At 39.7% G+C, this 16,098-nt stretch carries 12 protein-coding genes; 6 read left to right on the top strand and 6 right to left on the bottom strand.

From position 1 onward, the window contains the following. Positions 1–182: 182 nt before the first annotated feature. The gene (locus tag RM549_RS05080; protein ID WP_311682463.1) at positions 183–695 is read left to right on the top strand and encodes a DinB family protein; all 513 of its coding nucleotides are present in this window, start codon (positions 183–185) and stop codon (positions 693–695) included. Here the strand turns inward: RM549_RS05080 and RM549_RS05075 are convergent. The 4 genes from RM549_RS05075 to RM549_RS05060 all read right to left on the bottom strand — a co-directional run bounded on the left by RM549_RS05075 (position 692) and on the right by RM549_RS05060 (position 4,803). Continuing rightward, on the bottom strand, positions 692–1,630 hold the full coding sequence (locus RM549_RS05075; RefSeq protein WP_311682461.1) for a pyridoxal-phosphate dependent enzyme: 939 nt from the start codon (positions 1,628–1,630) through the stop codon (positions 692–694). The two genes, RM549_RS05080 and RM549_RS05075, sit on opposite strands and share 4 nt — an antisense overlap. A gap of 389 nt (positions 1,631–2,019) precedes the next feature. Continuing rightward, on the bottom strand, positions 2,020–2,472 hold the full coding sequence (locus RM549_RS05070) for a universal stress protein (protein ID WP_311682459.1): 453 nt from the start codon (positions 2,470–2,472) through the stop codon (positions 2,020–2,022). Positions 2,473–2,484: 12 nt separating this feature from the next. After that, on the bottom strand, positions 2,485–3,414 hold the full coding sequence (locus RM549_RS05065; RefSeq protein ID WP_311682456.1) for a 2-hydroxyacid dehydrogenase: 930 nt from the start codon (positions 3,412–3,414) through the stop codon (positions 2,485–2,487). Positions 3,415–3,438: 24 nt separating this feature from the next. Next, positions 3,439–4,803, bottom strand: coding sequence for an acyl-CoA dehydrogenase family protein (locus RM549_RS05060; RefSeq protein WP_311682454.1), 1,365 nt, complete (start codon positions 4,801–4,803; stop codon positions 3,439–3,441). Positions 4,804–5,128: 325 nt separating this feature from the next. On the opposite strand from RM549_RS05060, the gene RM549_RS05055 reads away from it, so the two are divergent. Together RM549_RS05055 and RM549_RS05050 are read left to right on the top strand one after the other, a co-directional pair. Further along, a complete protein-coding gene (locus tag RM549_RS05055; RefSeq protein WP_311682452.1) occupies positions 5,129–5,998 on the top strand; it encodes an SDR family oxidoreductase in 870 nt (289 codons plus the stop codon). Between the two features lie 31 nt (positions 5,999–6,029). Continuing rightward, positions 6,030–7,187: a Gfo/Idh/MocA family protein gene (locus RM549_RS05050; protein ID WP_311682450.1), complete on the top strand. Its 1,158-nt coding sequence runs from the start codon at positions 6,030–6,032 to the stop codon at positions 7,185–7,187. A gap of 90 nt (positions 7,188–7,277) precedes the next feature. Here RM549_RS05050 and metK read toward each other — a convergent pair whose 3' ends face one another. Then, positions 7,278–8,534: a methionine adenosyltransferase gene (metK, locus tag RM549_RS05045; RefSeq protein ID WP_311682448.1), complete on the bottom strand. Its 1,257-nt coding sequence runs from the start codon at positions 8,532–8,534 to the stop codon at positions 7,278–7,280. Between the two features lie 300 nt (positions 8,535–8,834). Further along, positions 8,835–9,461 carry a hypothetical protein gene (locus tag RM549_RS05040; protein ID WP_311682446.1) on the bottom strand — a complete coding sequence of 209 codons (627 nt, stop codon included), beginning with the start codon at positions 9,459–9,461 and terminating at the stop codon, positions 8,835–8,837. 676 nt (positions 9,462–10,137) lie between these two features. Here RM549_RS05040 and RM549_RS05035 point away from each other — a divergent pair. From RM549_RS05035 to RM549_RS05025, 3 genes are all read left to right on the top strand, one after another. Next, on the top strand, positions 10,138–11,412 hold the full coding sequence (locus RM549_RS05035) for an O-acetylhomoserine aminocarboxypropyltransferase/cysteine synthase family protein (RefSeq protein WP_311682442.1): 1,275 nt from the start codon (positions 10,138–10,140) through the stop codon (positions 11,410–11,412). Positions 11,413–11,508: 96 nt separating this feature from the next. Further along, positions 11,509–14,889 (top strand): bifunctional aspartate kinase/homoserine dehydrogenase I, encoded by a 3,381-nt coding sequence (gene thrA / locus RM549_RS05030; RefSeq protein ID WP_311682439.1) that lies wholly within the window; start codon positions 11,509–11,511, stop codon positions 14,887–14,889. After that, the gene (locus RM549_RS05025) at positions 14,889–16,049 is read left to right on the top strand and encodes a trans-sulfuration enzyme family protein (RefSeq protein WP_311682437.1); all 1,161 of its coding nucleotides are present in this window, start codon (positions 14,889–14,891) and stop codon (positions 16,047–16,049) included. Before thrA ends, RM549_RS05025 begins: the two co-directional genes overlap by 1 nt. Positions 16,050–16,098 lie beyond the last annotated feature (49 nt).

Raw genomic sequence — 16,098 nt, 5'->3', positions numbered from 1 at the left:
TTTTATAACGATTTGCACCCATAATCGCTAAAATTACCATTTCCGATTACATAAAAAATAACCCTGCAAAATGGGCGGCAGATAAATTTCACCAACAGAATAAAACCTAATACTGATTGTTCTATTTCAATAAACCGACTAAATTTGAAATGTTCTCCTTAAAGACAAAAACTGGAAAATATATGGACGCATCAAAAAAACCTGAAGTCTGGCTCCGTGGCCCCGTTTCTGGTATTCCGGTCTTGTTACAACCTGCGGCCCACGCCTTGTTACAATCCAGAGAAGAGGTTTTTAATTATACTGAAGCTTTTCCTGAAGTTTTGCTATGGGATAAACCTGCCGGCCGTGCTTCTGTTGGTTTTCATTTGCAACACATCACCGGAGTTCTGGATCGGATGCTTACATATGCTGAAGGAAAACCACTTTCTGAAGAACAATTTGAATTTTTACGCAGGGAAGGCAAACCGACTGAAGATCGAAAATTGGCAAATTTGACCACTGACTTTTCTAAAAAGGTAGACGAAGCTTTGGAGATTTTCAAAGCCATTCAGGATGAAATTTTAACCCAAAAGCGGACTGTAGGCAGGAAGAAATTGCCTTCCACCGTGCTGGGATTATATTTTCACGCCGCAGAACATAGTCAGCGGCATATCGGCCAAATGCTGGTAACAATAAGTGTGCTGAAAACTGACTAAAACAGCAACTGACTCAAATCCACATTTCCGCCGGAAATAATAATTCCCACTTTTTTATTTTGAAATTTCTCTTTCTCACGTAAAACTGCTGCCAGAGCTGTTGCGCTGGAAGGTTCCACCACAATTTTCATCCGCTCCCATATAATTCTGAGCGCTTCGATAATTTCATTTTCTTCCACTCGGATAATTTCCGAAACATACTGCTGAATTACAGGGAAATTTTTGTCCCCGAGCTGAGTTCTCAGTCCGTCGCCAACAGTATTGGTGGTTTCGTTAGTTTCAATATTTCCACTTTTTAAAGAGCGGTAGGCATCATCTGCTTCAAAAGGTTCGGCACCAATAGTTCTGCATTCTTTTCCGAAGAAATGTGCAGCGAGGGAAGTTCCGGCTACGAGTCCGCCGCCGCCAACTGGCGTAACGATCAGGTCCAAATCGGGATGTTCCTGTAGAAGTTCTATTGCCGCAGTTCCCTGACCTAAAATCACATTAGTGTCGTTCGAAGGATGTAAAAAACTAGCTCCTGTTTCCTTCATAATCCGTTGTGCCGTCTCCTCGCGATCTTTTAAAGTAGGAGGACATTCGGTAATTATTCCGCCATACGTTTTCACCGCATTTTTCTTCACTTGCGGGGCAGATGAGGGCATCACGATATAAGCAGGAACTCCTATGCTTTTAGCGGCAAGGGAAAGCGCCTGTGCAAAATTCCCCGAAGAGTGGGTGACCACGCCTTTTTTTTGCTGTTCTTCAGAAAGCTGAAGGATGGCATTGGTAGCTCCGCGCATCTTAAACGCACCCATCCGCTGAAAGTTCTCACACTTAAAAAATAAATCGGTTCCCGAAATTTCATTTACGAGGGACGAGTATAAAACCGGGGTTTTATGGATGTAAGGGAGAATGCGTTGGTGAACTTCTTCAAGTTCCTGCTTGGAATACATAGCTGAATCTTTTCCTGTAAAGTTAAAATTTTAGAGCGACATTTTCCGTGGAATTTTGGCTATAAGATAAGTAATACCGGTTACAGGTTTGCAAAATTGGAAACTATTCGCGGAGAGAATTTTCTAAGTTCGAAAATTGTTATTTTGGAGCATCGCCTGGAATGAGAAAAGCGCAGCTAAGTCACGAATAATTAAACGAAGCTGTCTGGTTGAAATAATTTAGTAATTGAGGCAAACAGAAATCTTTATAAAGGAAGATAGATGTAGCGCCTTCAGAATAAAGATCTGACAGGTTTCAAAAACCTGTCAGATCTGGACTTTTGCCGTGATGATGAAATATAAGAAGGTCAAAAATTGCCATTTTTGAAGTATGCCTTAAATCCGTAATATTACTCCTTTTCCTCAACAGGAATGGTTAGTAAAGGAATATTTGATTTCTTAAACAATTCCAAAGATACACTTTCCGAAAAAAGATTAAAGAAAAATCCGTGTTTGTGGGTGTTTACAATCATGAGGTCAGCCTGCAAATCTTCAGCTTCTTTCAGGATCATTTCTACCGTAGAACCTTGAATAAGCAATGCTTCAGCATTAATATTCTTCTGAATAAAACCGTCACATAAGGCTTGTAAATTCCGATGCTCGTCCCTATACTCTTCAGCTTTTAAATCCCTAATATACTGAGGCCCCGGCTCATAACCTACAAAATCCGGCTCCGGATCTGCAACATGGAGGAGCCAGATTTTAGCAGTAAATTTTTCAGCAAGACTTTCAGCATAATTCAGCAAATCCTTAACCGAATCCTCAAAATCTACTGCTACAAGAATGTTCTTCAATCCTACCATTTTTCTTCCATTTTAATAACCTTTGTCCCTTTCTACCACGTTGTTTAGTGGCTCATCTTCCTGAAGGTGTTCATAATTTTCGATAATTTGCGGCACAACAGAAGAGGCTTTGGTAACACTGGCGATATGCGGAGTGATATGAATTTTTGGCTCGGTCCAAAAAGGATGCTCTTCCGGCAAAGGTTCTTCCCTGAAAACATCCAGCGCAGCTCCCGAAAGATGTCCGCTGCCAATCATCCTTAGCAAATCCTGCTCTACAAGATGTTCTCCGCGAGCAACATTAATTACGTAGGCACCTTCGGGCAATTGTTCAAAAAGTTCTCTGTTCAGTATATTTTCTGTTTCCGTGGTAAGTGGTAACAGGCAAACAAGAATTTCAGCCTGTGGTAGAAATTCCTCAAAACCTTCTTCCCCGTAATACGTATTAATGTCTTCTTTATCTTTCGAGCTTTTTGACCATCCAAGAACCTTAAAGCCGTTTTTCGCCAGTTTTTCACCCACGGCAGTTCCTAAAACACCTATACCCATTATACCTACTATAGTATTTTTAGGTCTTTTATAAGGTTTTCTAATCCATGTTTTCTCAGTTTGTTGACTTTTATAATAAGAAAGCCGTCTCACGTGGTCCATAACCTGGGCCAGAACAAAATCACTCATATCTGTAGTGAGCTGCTCATCAATAACTCTGGTAATAGTAATATTTTCTGGTAGTTCTTTATCACTGGTGATATGATCTACACCGGCTCCCATAGAGGCAACAACTTTTAAATTCGGATAGTTTTTGAACAAGCCCCGTGGATGATTCCAGGCAAGGGCAAATTCCACTTCCTCCTTATCGTGGTCTTCGGGATATACATAAATATTTAATCCCGGATGTTGATTTCTTAAAGCTTCTACCCAGGGTTGCGGGTCTCTGCCCGGACTTACAATTAAAAATGACATTTTTCTTTTCCTTTTTTATTAGTATTAGCTCACAAATGCACTGAAGCCTGTAATGGCTCTTCCTACAATTAGAGAGTTTATTTCTTTTGTTCCTTCATAGCTGTAAATAGCTTCGGCGTCGGCCACAAAACGGGCGACATCGTATTCCAGTAAAATTCCATTTCCACCTAAAACTTCACGGGCCCGGCTTACCACATCCCTTGTACGCATACTACAGTACACTTTGGCCAGTGAGGCATGTTCATCTGTTAACATATCCTGGTCCTGCATTTCGCTAAGCCTAAAAACGAGGGTTTGCATGGCCGTAAGATTGGAAAGCATCTCTACAAGGTGGTTCTGAATTAGCTGATAAGAAGCAATAGGCCGGCCAAATTGTTCCCTTTTCTTGGTGTATGCCAGTGCACTTTCATAAGCTCCACGGGCACAGCCCACAGCTTGCCATGCAACTCCTGCACGAGTCATCCTTAGCACATTTGCAGTGTCTTTAAAAGAATTGGCATTCTGAAGCCTGTCGCTTTCCGGTACTTTACAATCGGTAAGAGTGATAAGGGCATTCTGAACAATTCTCAACGCCATTTTATCTTCCATTTTTTCAGCTTTAAAGCCCGGATTTTCTTTACGAACTAAAAAACCCTTTACCTGGTTACTCTCAATATCTCTTGCCCAGATAATTATGACATCAGCAAATGTGGCGTTTCCAATCCATTTCTTTTGTCCGTTGATCACCCAGTTTTCACCATCGAATTTACAGGTAGTTTCGAGTCCGCCGGCAGCTCCAGATCCTACATTGGGTTCAGTTAAACCAAACGCTCCTATCTTCTCCAGTTTCTGCATTTGTGGCAGCCATTCCTGCTTTTGTTCCTCACTTCCGCACAGGTAAATAGAACCCATTGCCAGCCCGCTGTGTACTCCGAAAAAAGTAGAAATTGATACGTCTACCCTCGCGATTTCCTGGGCAATAATACCTTCCATTAAAAATGGCAAATTTGGACATCCGTATCCTTCATAAGGAACTCCGGCAATATTCAGTTCTTTAAATTTATCTATAATTTCAAAAGGAAATTTTGCCCGGTTCCAGTAATCATTCGCTATTGGGCGCACTTCTTTTTCCATAAAATTGCGCACTTTCATCTGGAGTTCACGTTGCTCGTCTGTTAATTTAAGTTCCAGATTATAGAAATCGGCATCTGTAGGGGGGAGTTGTCGCTCTCCTTTTTGCTGCTTTGTTTTTAACATTTTCATCAACCCCTTCAGCTGTCTGTCATCCAGAGTGCCCAATGCTTTCATTGCTTCAGAAAGATCTATCTGGTTGTTTATTTTTTGTAATTGGTCGAGATCGACCTGTTTTAAAAGGTTGATGGTGTTTCTTACTTTTCCGAAGAATGACATAGTAGAGGTATTGGTTCTTTTTAAAATTAGACAAATTAAACAGGTGGAGTTGTTAAACCTTTCCGAAGAAAAAGTCAAAATATTTTGAGAATATACCTGTGAAATAATGAAAAGTTTTTGCTGAAGCCCACAAAGGATTGTTGATAAAACTTTATGAAAGTTTTAGCGGACAGACTTTTACGTACTATGTCGATATTGGTAATTTTAGAAGGTCACCTTCTTTTCTGTTTCTGAAATTTATCCTGTAAATGCGGAAGATTTAAACCTTCCGAAATATTAGAAGAGAAAGACTGGCAGTATTGTCTAATTATTAACCATTCAAATTATGAAAGATCCACAAGAAAAACATGTAAAACCACCTTATCCTGCAGATAGGCAAGATGAACCGGGCCGTGAAGCAGAAATGCAGCCGCAAGTTGATCATGGAGAGGATTCCTATAAAGGTTCTGGAAAACTTGAAGGCAAAAATGCCATTATTACCGGTGGCGACTCCGGTATAGGTAGAGCAGTGGCGATAGCTTATGCCCGCGAGGGTGCAAATGTGCTTATTTCTTACCTCGAAGAAAAAGAAGATGCCGAAGAAACCGCTAAATATGTAGAGGAAGCAGGAAGAAAGGCAATTCTTGTTGAAGGGGATATTAGTGAACAGGAACATTGCGAGAAAATTGTACGTAAGGCAGTAGAGGAATTTGGGAAAATTGATATCCTGGTAAATAATGCTGCTTTTCAAATGGCACGTGATTCTTTGCAGGACGTTTCCAGCGAGGAGTGGGATTATACTTTTAAGACAAACATTTACTCGATGTTCTATTTGTGCAAGGCGGCAGAACCACACATGAAGCCGGGAAGTACTATTATTAATACTACTTCAATAAATGCTTATAAGCCTAAGCCTGTTTTATTGGCTTATGCAGCTACTAAAGGAGCAATTCAAAATTTTACTGCCAATCTTGCCCAACTTCTGGCCGATAAGGGCATACGTGTAAATTGTGTAGCGCCTGGGCCTATCTGGACACCGCTTATTCCTGCTACAATGCCTATGGAAGAAGTGAAGCAATTCGGAAAAAATACCCCGATGAAACGTGCCGGCCAACCTGCAGAACTCGCCGCGGCTTATGTTTTACTGGCTTCAGAAGGCTCAAGTTATATGACAGGTTCTACGGTGCAGATTACAGGAGGTACACCAACTATTTAGTTATTAGAGACGAAATAAAAATTTGGATAAAATGGAGGAAAATTCACAGAAGCACCTGGCAGGGAGAAGGAATTTTATTAAAGGAGTTGGTTTAACAGTAGGAGGTACTATGCTGAGCTCTCCATTATTTGGTTTTATTCCGGGAGACATGGGATGGGGAGAAGGCAACAGCAAACAAAAGAAGCTTGGCATTGCGCTGGTAGGCTTAGGCCGATACAGTACAAATCAATTAGCTCCCGCGCTACAGGAAACCAAAAACTGTTATTTGGCTGGAATTGTAACCGGAAGCCCATCAAAAGCTGAAGCCTGGAAGAAGAAATACGATATTCCCGAAAAGAATATTTACAACTACGAGAATTTTGATAAAATAGCGGAAAATCAAGATATAGATATTGTCTATGTTGTTCTGCCAATAAGTATGCATGCAGAATTTACCATAAGGGCGGCAAAGGCAAAAAAGCATGTGATATGCGAAAAACCAATGGCCATAAATGAAGAGGAAGCTCAACGTATGGTAGATGCCTGTAATGCAAATGGAGTGCAGTTAGCAATTGGATACCGGTTGCATTTTGAACCTTTTAATAAGCGGGTTATGGAGCTGGGACAAAATGAGGTATTTGGTAAGGTACAAAGCATTGAGGCAATTAATACCAGCGATATGACCGGCGGCAGCCTTGATGTTTGGAGATTGGATAAGGAGAGAGCAGGAGGAGGGCCGTTAATGGACCTGGGTATTTATTGTGTTCAGGGTGCTATTTATACTATGGGGAAACCGCCGGTTGCAGTAACTGCTCAATTTGGGGAAGTGACTCATCCCGCCTATTTCCGTGAAGTTGAACAGTCGATTTCCTGGAAAATGGAATTTGAAGAAGGTGTAATTGCCGACTGTAAAACCAGCTATGCCGACGAAAACGGAAAGAGTACTTTAGAGGGGCAGGCTGAAAATGGCTGGTGGCGGCTTGATCCTGCTTATGTATATGAAGGTAAAAAAGGGCAAACCAGCAAAGGCAAAATGGATCTTCCGAATATTTATGAGCAGGTAAGGCAAATGGATGGCCAGGCAGAAAGTTTCCGGAATAACGAAAAATCCATTGTTCCCGGGGAAATGGGAGTGCGGGATATGAAGATTCTAATGGCTATTTATGAATCTGCAAAAAATAGAGGAGAAAGAATAGAAATTCAGTATTAGTAAACTACAGGCCGGTTGCAGGATAAATTAACAAACCCCACAAATTTTAAAAAATTGTGGGGTTTATTTTGTTTTGATAGTATAATAAGATTACAAACCAAAAGCTTCCTTTACCTTATCTACATAATCCAGTTTCTCCCATGTAAAAAGTTCAACTTCTTTTTTAACTTCTCCCGAATATGAACTTTTAAATATCTTGGTGATCTTTCTTGGTTCTTTTCCCATATGACCATAAGCTGCGGTTTCCCTGTAAATAGGATTTCTCAATTTCAGGCGATTTTCTATTGCTGAAGGTCTCATATCGAAAATTTCGGCTACTTTTTTCGCAATTTGGCCATTGGTCAAATCTACATTGGATTTGCCATAAGTATCTACAAAAATTGAAGTTGGTTCTACCACACCAATGGCATAAGAAACCTGAACAAGAACCTCGTCTGCAAGTCCTGCTGCAACAAGATTTTTGGCAATATGTCTGGAAGCATAAGCGGCAGACCGGTCGACTTTGCTTGGATCTTTCCCTGAAAATGCACCGCCACCATGAGCTCCTTTTCCTCCGTAGGTATCCACTATAATTTTTCTTCCGGTTAATCCTGCGTCTCCATGAGGTCCGCCAATAACAAATTTTCCGGTTGGATTTATGTGGTATTTTATATCGTCTGTAAATAATTTCTGGACATAATCGGGTAAGCGTTTTATTACCCTTGGAATAAGGATCTCTTTAATATCCTTATTGATCCTGTCCAGCATTTTCTGGTCTTCTTCATCAAACTCATCGTGCTGGGTAGAAACTACAATAGCCTCAATGCGTTGAGGGACATTATCGTCGCTATACTCTATAGTTACCTGGCTCTTGGAATCTGGTCGCAGATATTTTATTTCTTCACCTTCTCTTCTTAATTTCGCTAGTTCAACCAGGATTTTGTGAGAAATATCGAGGGCAAGCGGCATATAATTTTCGGTTTCATTAGTAGCATAACCAAACATCATTCCCTGGTCCCCGGCACCTTGTTCCTCCTTTTTTCCTCTATCCACACCTTGGTAGATATCTTGGGATTGTTCATGGATAAGGGAAATAACGCCACAAGAATCACCGCTAAATTTGTATTCTCCTTTAGTATAACCAATATCATTAATTACACCGCGGGCAATATCTTGTAAGTCAAGATAAGTATTGCTTCGCACTTCGCCAGCTAAAACAACCTGTCCTGTTGTAACGAGAGTCTCGCAAGCAACTTTTGATTCTTCGTCAAATGCAAGGAAATTATCCAAAAGAGTATCACTAATCTGATCTGCAATTTTATCGGGATGACCTTCAGATACACTTTCAGAAGTAAATAAATACGCCATGTTTTCTTTTTTAGTTTAAGATAAACAGAGTAGAGATGGTGTGTGCAGAAGCTAGAGGAGTTTTCACTGCTTTAGCATTTTATAAGGGTTGCAATCAGTCAAATCATTCCCTGTAATCAATCAGTAGCAAATGTATAAAAATAAGATTAAAAGTCTGTTCTGCTTTAACTTCTTTTTGAGGTGAAGAAAGAAGCCTGAAAAAAAAATTGGGATGTAGAAACAATAACATTTGTTTCTAAAAAAAAAAGGCTCTTCCAATGTGAATCGGAAAAGCCTCTGATTATTTTATAAGAAATATTTTTAATCAAAATCTTCAATTGTGTCCTCTGCGTCAGATCTTGATAAGAAGATTTGAATTCCCAGATTTATACCTAAAGAATTCTGGTAATCCACACTACCGGCACCAACAAGACCGTTATATTTTACACTTGCATCAAGGGCAATACTTTCGTTAAGGAACAGAGAATAACCCGGGCCAAATCCAAAAGCAAATCCGTTAGTTGTGGCGTCTCCGGATTGGTTCACTCCTGAAAGACCAGCATTTGTTTCAAGAAAAAATTGTCCTGCGGGAACGGCATCTCCAAGGTCGGCATCTGTGGGGCTAACATAAAACCTACTCAGTGCCTGTGCACCATAGACAAAAACTTCATCTGAATCCTGGCTTTCTTTCGAAAAACCAAGGTTTACGATTGCTCCCAGCATGAAATTATCGTTGATCATGTAACCGGCTTTAGGACTAAGACCAATATTAAAGCCTGCACCATCATTTAATCCCACATTTATACCAAATAATCCATTAGTTGCTGGATTCACAAGACCACTTCCAAGATCTGCTCCCAACATGAAGTTTCCTTCCTCGAGCTGTGCGTTTGAAGTGCCTATAACACCTAAAAGTAAGAATGTCGTTAAGAATAAAATTTTTTTCATAATTTTTATTTTTTTATTTCTTATCCCGAAATTTAGCGGGAGTATTAATTTTTGGTAAAGGTACTTACTGGGTTTTCTTCGCCAATTTTTTTAAGAATTTTTAATATCAATTTCAGGAATTGTGTTAAAAAAAAGAACTGGAGAGCCTGTGCTTTTTGTGTGAATACTTCGGTATAATAAACCAAACGGTGCTTAAAAAGCATCACTTTAAGAATTTTATATTATTAAATTTTGAAAAAGGGGAAATAAATTTGGAAAATAGAATTGGCTGTGGTTATATTTGTTGCAGATTAAATGGAATGATGAAACAGTTTATTTGCAATATAATGATGTGTATGATGTGGAAACCTTCCGCAGCGCCTCTTATTGCATAAACTTAAAGATAGTTTGCAAAAGCCGCTGCCAACCGCAGCGGCTTTTTTATTGCGAACATTCAAAATGGTTGCAGGATAAAAGTTGAAGAATAGTAAAGACATAGGAAATGAAATTTAAGGCGGTACAGAGTAATATGAAGTTTGAAGTGATGGTGATGCGAATGTGTCACATGGAAAGCTATTGCCAAAACTCGGAAATATAATTTAGTTTATATAGTTCAATTCGGAGTCCCCCTGGTAATAGCTAACCTGGGGGACTTTTTTTTAAATTTTACAACAAAATAAATTAAATATTAAAGATCATGAGTAAACAAAAATTTTCCACAAACGCACTCCACGCAGGACACGATGTAACCACTAACGGGGGGACCAGAGCGGTACCTATCTATCAATCTACCTCTTATGTTTTTAAGAACTCCAAGCATGCTGCCGATTTGTTTTCGCTGGCAGAACCGGGTTATATTTATACACGGATCAACAATCCTACAAACGATATTTTAGAACAACGACTTGCTGCCCTGGATGGTGGAATTGCAGGAGTTGTGACAGCATCGGGAACAGCCGCTATTAATACAACAATACTTACCCTTTTAAAAACGGGGGATCATATTGTCGCTTCCAATAGTCTTTATGGCGGAACGTACAATTTGTTGAGTGTGACTTTACCAAGATTTGGCATTAATACAACATTTGTAGACCCTGGAAATCCTGATAATTTTAAAAAAGCGGCAAAAGAAAACACGCGTGCAATTTTCGTGGAATCCCTTGGAAATCCGAAACTCGATGTTTTAGACCTTAAGGCTATTTCTACGGAAGCTAAAGCGCTCGGGGTGCCTTTTATCGTAGACAATACTGTGGCTACTTCTTATTTGGTAAAGCCTATCGAACATGGAGCCGACATTGTAATTCATTCGCTAACAAAATATATTAACGGAAACGGAACTGCGCTGGGAGGTGTAATTATCGACGCTGGAAAATTCAACTGGGCCAACGGAAAATTCCCTGAATTTACAGAACCTTCACCGGGTTATCATGGGCTGGTTTATCACGAGGCTTTGCAAGAAGCTGCCTTTATTGCCAAGGTAAGGATCGAAGGTTTACGCGATCACGGCGCAGCATTAAGTCCTTTTAATGCTTTCCAAATCCTACAGGGGCTGGAAACTTTAAAAGTAAGGATAAAGCAGCATAGTGAAAGTGCACTGGAACTGGCAAAATGGTTGCAACAGCAGGAAGAAGTCACATGGGTAAATTATCCGGGTCTGGAGGAAAGCAAATATTATAAACTCGCACAAAAATATCTTCCGGAAGGACAAAGTGGGTTGATTACTTTTGGTGTAAAAGGAGGATTCGATTCGGCACAGAAAGTAGCAGATGAAACAAAACTGTTTTCTCTACTGGCCAATATTGGTGATACAAAATCCCTTATTATCCATCCTGCGAGTACCACACATCAGCAGTTAGACGAAAAACAACAGGCTTCTACGGGTGTAACGCAGGATTTAATCCGCTTATCTGTTGGATTGGAAGATATAGAAGATCTTAAAGCAGATTTAAAAGAGGCTTTTTCAAAAATTTAGTAAGTAAGAAACATTGCGTTAATCAATTTGTTGGTTGGAAGTAAAGGGAGGGAGTAAGGATTACTTTTTCCCTCATTCTTTCAAAAATTATAAAAAATGCTTGAGAAAATTCGCATAGCAAACTTTAAGAATTCAGGCGGGACGATTCAGGATATTCAACTTTCCTATGAAATCTTTGGCCAGCCTTTAAATACTGCACCAGTTGTGATGATTAACCATGCACTTACTGGAAATTCTAATGTAGCGGGAGATGATGGTTGGTGGAAAGATATTGTTGGTGAAGATAAATGCATTGATACCAATAAATATACAGTCCTGGCTTTTAACATACCAGGGAATGGCTATGACGGGTTTATTGTTGAAAATTATAAAGATTTTGTTGCCCGGGATATTGCACATATTTTCCTTCTTGGTCTGGAAAAACTGAAAATTCCACAATTATTTGCCTTAATTGGTGGTTCACTGGGAGGCGGCATTTTATGGGAAATGGCTGCGATTAATCCTTCGGTCACTCAAAATTTAATACCTATTGCTACCGACTGGAAATCTACCGACTGGCTTATTGCCAATTGCCAGGTGCAGGAATTATTTCTCAATAATTCTAAAAACCCGGTACATGATGCCAGAATGCACGCGATGTTGTGTTACCGCACACCCGAATCCTTCAAAACCCGTTTTAAACGTAGTACCAATGAAGAACTGCAGGTCTTTAACGTAGAAAGTTGGTTGCTACATCATGGGAATAAGCTTCAGGAACGTTTTCAGATTGGTGCTTATAAATTGATGAATCAGCTGTTAAAAACTATTGATGTGTCCCGTGGCAGGCCAGAATTAGATAAAATCCTGGAACGAATCGAAGGGAATATTTGCATTGTTGGGGTGGATTCAGATTTGTTTTTTACGGCGGAGGAGAACAGGGAAACTCATCGCCAGCTCGCACAAAGCAGCAACAAAGTTACTTACAGTGAAATTCATTCTGTCCATGGTCATGATGCTTTTTTAATAGAAGCCAAGCAAGTGGAGCAATTTATTTCGGGAATTTTTCAGCAGGGGAATAAGCTGAAAATTGTCAAATTTGGAGGTAAATCTTTATCCAATGGAAATGGAATTAATGCGGTTCTCAATATAATTGAAGAAAAAATTGAAAAACAGGAGCGAATAGGGGTGGTAGTTTCCGCCAGGGGAAAAACAACTAGTCAACTTGAAGACTTGTTGGAAATGGCTGCTTCAAATCAGGATTATAACAATGCCTTTAAAAAGTTTAAAAAATATCAGATTGGCGGTTATGATGCTTTAGATTTCCCCGAAGAATTTAAACTTGTTGAAAACCTTCTGGAAGGGGTTCGCCTGTTGGGCGACTACAGTCTCAAGGTGAAAGACCAGCTGCTTGCCCAGGGAGAAATTATATCGGCCAAATTTATAGCTGCGGTCCTTCAGCAACGTGGCCATAAGGCGCATTTTACAGATTCCCGTAAACTTTTAAAAACCGATAACAAATTTGGCAGTGCCCAGGCCCTCGAGGCGATTTCAAAAGAACATTTTCTAAAACATTTTGAACAGTATAGCGGGCAGACGGTAAATATCATTACCGGTTACATAGGCTCCACTTTAGATGGCCAGACTACCACTTTAGGTAAAAACGGAAGTAATTATTCCGCGTCGCTTATCGCTAATTTTTTGGATGCGGAAGAATTGCAGAATTACACCCACGTAGACGGTATATTTACTGCAAATCCAGATTTGGTTCGCAATGCGCAGCGCATCGAGGAACTTTCTTATAACGAAGCTAACGAACTGGCCAATTTTGGAGCAACCATTTTGCATGCTAAAACAATTGTTCCTTTAATTGAAAAGAATATTCCGCTGCGGATATTAAATACCTTTAATCATGATAATCAGGGAACTTTAATCACCGCCAAACCTACAAAAGGAGGAATTAAGTCGCTGTCGGTTCTTGAAAATAATTCATTGCTAAACCTGGAAGGCCGCGGACTTTTAGGAAAATCTGGTATAGACGCCAGAATATTCCGTGCACTTGGGGATAGCGATATAAGTGTCAGCATAATTTCCCAGGGCTCTTCAGAAAGGGGTATTGGTCTTGTGGTAGACGCACAAAATGCGAATCGCGCGGTGAAGGCTCTGGAAAGAGAGTTTGAAAGTGACTTTTATTCTAAGGATGTTAATAAAATTTCTGTTGTAAATGATGTTTCAGTAATATCCATAGTAGGACAGGATTTAAGCACTTTTCACAAACCTTATAACGCTCTCATAAGGAACCAGATTGTTCCATTGCTCTTTAATAACACCGTCACCGGAAAAAACGTGAGCCTGGTCGTGAAAAAATCACAGCTTCATAAAGCACTGAATGTGATTCACGGGGAGATTTTTGAAGTTTATAAAAAAATCAATATTGCTATTTTTGGACATGGAAATGTAGGTGGAACTTTAATTGATCAGATTTTGCATTCGGCAACTTCAATTGAAGAACGGAAAAAAATTAAATTGAATGTTTTTGCAGTTGCCAATTCCAGAAAGCTTCTGTTAGATTCAGAAGGTATTTCCGACAATTGGAAGGAAAAGTTGCAATCATCAGAAAGAGAATCTTCGGTTTTAGAAGTTATAGATTATGCGCGGCTGCATCATTTGGAAAATCTTATCGCGATAGACAATACAGCCAGCAAGGAATTTGTTCAGCACTATCCGAAATTGGTCAAAAGTGGATTTGATTTGATCTCCTCCAATAAAATTGCAAACACATTAGATATGAAGTTCTATAAAGATTTGCGGGAAGATTTGGAAAACAATCAGAAACGTTATTTCTATGAAACTAACGTAGGAGCCGGACTACCGCTTATTGACACCATTAGGATTCTGCATCTTTCAGGAGAAAATATTACAAGGATCAGAGGTGTGTTTTCTGGAACTCTGAGCTATCTTTTTAATACATTTTCTTCAGAAGACAGGACTTTTAGCAGCGTAGTAAAAGACACGGTAGATAAAGGTTTTACGGAACCTGATCCCAGGGAGGATTTAAATGGAAATGATGTAGGAAGGAAACTGCTTATTTTAGCAAGGGAACTTGATTTGCAGAACGAATTTGAAGATGTAAAAATTAAGAATCTGGTTCCGGAGGACTTAAGAGGAGGAGATGCCGAAAGTTTCATTTCAAATTTAGACAAACTGGACGAAACGTATCAAAAAATAAAAGATCAACAAAAACCAAATCATGTTTTGCGATTTATTGGAGACCTTTCCGGAGATTTACAACAGGACAAAGGCGAGCTGGAAGTTAGCTTGGTTTCCGTTCCTGCAGATAGTAGTCTTGGTCAGGTAAAGGAAGCAGACTCGATTTTCGAAATTTATACCGAATCTTACGGTGATCGTCCCATTGTAATACAGGGCGCCGGTGCCGGTGCTGCCGTTACTGCAAGAGGTGTATTTGGAGACATTTTAAAATTATCAGAAAAAATAGCTTAATGGAAAACTTTGAAACAATTGCCATAAGAACCCAAATGGAACGTTCACAATACTTAGAACATTCCACTCCTTTATATTTAACATCCAGTTATATATTTGAGGATGCCGAAGATATGAGGGCTTCATTTTCAGAAGAAAAAGAAAGAAATATTTATAGCAGGTTTACTAATCCCAACACTTCAGAGTTTGTCGATAAAATCGCCAAAATGGAAGGTGCGGAAACAGGATATGCATTTGCAACAGGGATGGCCGCTGTATTTTCAACGCTTGCTGCATTGCTGAATAGTGGTGATCATGTTGTTTCAGCAAGATCGGTTTTTGGTTCTACACATGGTTTGTTTACAAAATATTTTCCGAAATGGAATATTTCACACAGCTACTTTAATGTAAATGAAGTTGACAAAATTGAAGGCCTGGTAAAACCGGAAACAAAGATTCTTTTTGCTGAAACTCCTACAAATCCTGGTGTCGATATTTTGGATTTAGAGCGGTTGGGTGAAATTGCCAAAAAGCATAGCCTAATTTTGATCATTGATAACTGCTTTGCGACTCCTTACTTGCAAAACCCGATAAAATTTGGTGCCGATCTGGTAATCCATTCTGCTACAAAGTTAATTGACGGGCAGGGGCGTGTTTTAGGTGGAGTTACGGTGGGTAATCCTGAATTAATCAGGGAAATTTATCTTTTTTCCCGAAATACAGGGCCGGCATTGTCTCCTTTTAATGCATGGGTGCTTTCAAAAAGCCTCGAGACACTTGCGGTAAGGCTGGATAAGCATTGTGAGAACGCATTAAAAGTTGCAGAATTTCTGGAAAATGAGCCTAATGCCGAAAATGTCAAATATCCGTTCCTTAAGTCACATCCTCAGTACGAAATTGCCAAAAAGCAAATGAAACTCGGCGGAAATATAATTTCATTTGAAATAAAAGGAGGAATTGAAGCCGGAAGGAAATTTATTGACAGCGTGAAATTATGTTCCAGAAGTGCCAATTTAGGGGATACACGAAGTATAGTAACGCATCCGGCATCCACGACTCACAGTAAATTAAGTCCCGAAGATCAACTTGAGGCGGGAATTACTCCTGGTCTTGTAAGGGTTTCAGTAGGACTTGAACATGTGGACGATATCATAGCAGATTTAAAACAGGCGCTTGGTTAGTAAATAATGAAATTTGGTTATAGTTACTTCTAACGCAGAACGTCGAACT

It is taken from the genome of Autumnicola patrickiae (assembly GCF_031846525.1).
Lineage (GTDB): Bacteria > Bacteroidota > Bacteroidia > Flavobacteriales > Flavobacteriaceae > Autumnicola > Autumnicola patrickiae.
The sequence above is the reverse complement of the archived record's forward strand: the minus strand, read 5'-3'. Positions and strand labels throughout refer to the sequence as shown.

Coding starts and splice junctions, on each gene's coding strand:
- RM549_RS05080 (WP_311682463.1), top strand. CDS start 183: ATGGACGCATCAAAAAAACCTGAAGTCTGGCTCCGTGGCCCCGTTTCT.
- RM549_RS05075 (WP_311682461.1), bottom strand. CDS start 1,630: ATGTATTCCAAGCAGGAACTTGAAGAAGTTCACCAACGCATTCTCCCT.
- RM549_RS05070 (WP_311682459.1), bottom strand. CDS start 2,472: ATGGTAGGATTGAAGAACATTCTTGTAGCAGTAGATTTTGAGGATTCG.
- RM549_RS05065 (WP_311682456.1), bottom strand. CDS start 3,414: ATGTCATTTTTAATTGTAAGTCCGGGCAGAGACCCGCAACCCTGGGTA.
- RM549_RS05060 (WP_311682454.1), bottom strand. CDS start 4,803: ATGTCATTCTTCGGAAAAGTAAGAAACACCATCAACCTTTTAAAACAG.
- RM549_RS05055 (WP_311682452.1), top strand. CDS start 5,129: ATGAAAGATCCACAAGAAAAACATGTAAAACCACCTTATCCTGCAGAT.
- RM549_RS05050 (WP_311682450.1), top strand. CDS start 6,030: ATGGAGGAAAATTCACAGAAGCACCTGGCAGGGAGAAGGAATTTTATT.
- metK (WP_311682448.1), bottom strand. CDS start 8,534: ATGGCGTATTTATTTACTTCTGAAAGTGTATCTGAAGGTCATCCCGAT.
- RM549_RS05040 (WP_311682446.1), bottom strand. CDS start 9,461: ATGAAAAAAATTTTATTCTTAACGACATTCTTACTTTTAGGTGTTATA.
- RM549_RS05035 (WP_311682442.1), top strand. CDS start 10,138: ATGAGTAAACAAAAATTTTCCACAAACGCACTCCACGCAGGACACGAT.
- thrA (WP_311682439.1), top strand. CDS start 11,509: ATGCTTGAGAAAATTCGCATAGCAAACTTTAAGAATTCAGGCGGGACG.
- RM549_RS05025 (WP_311682437.1), top strand. CDS start 14,889: ATGGAAAACTTTGAAACAATTGCCATAAGAACCCAAATGGAACGTTCA.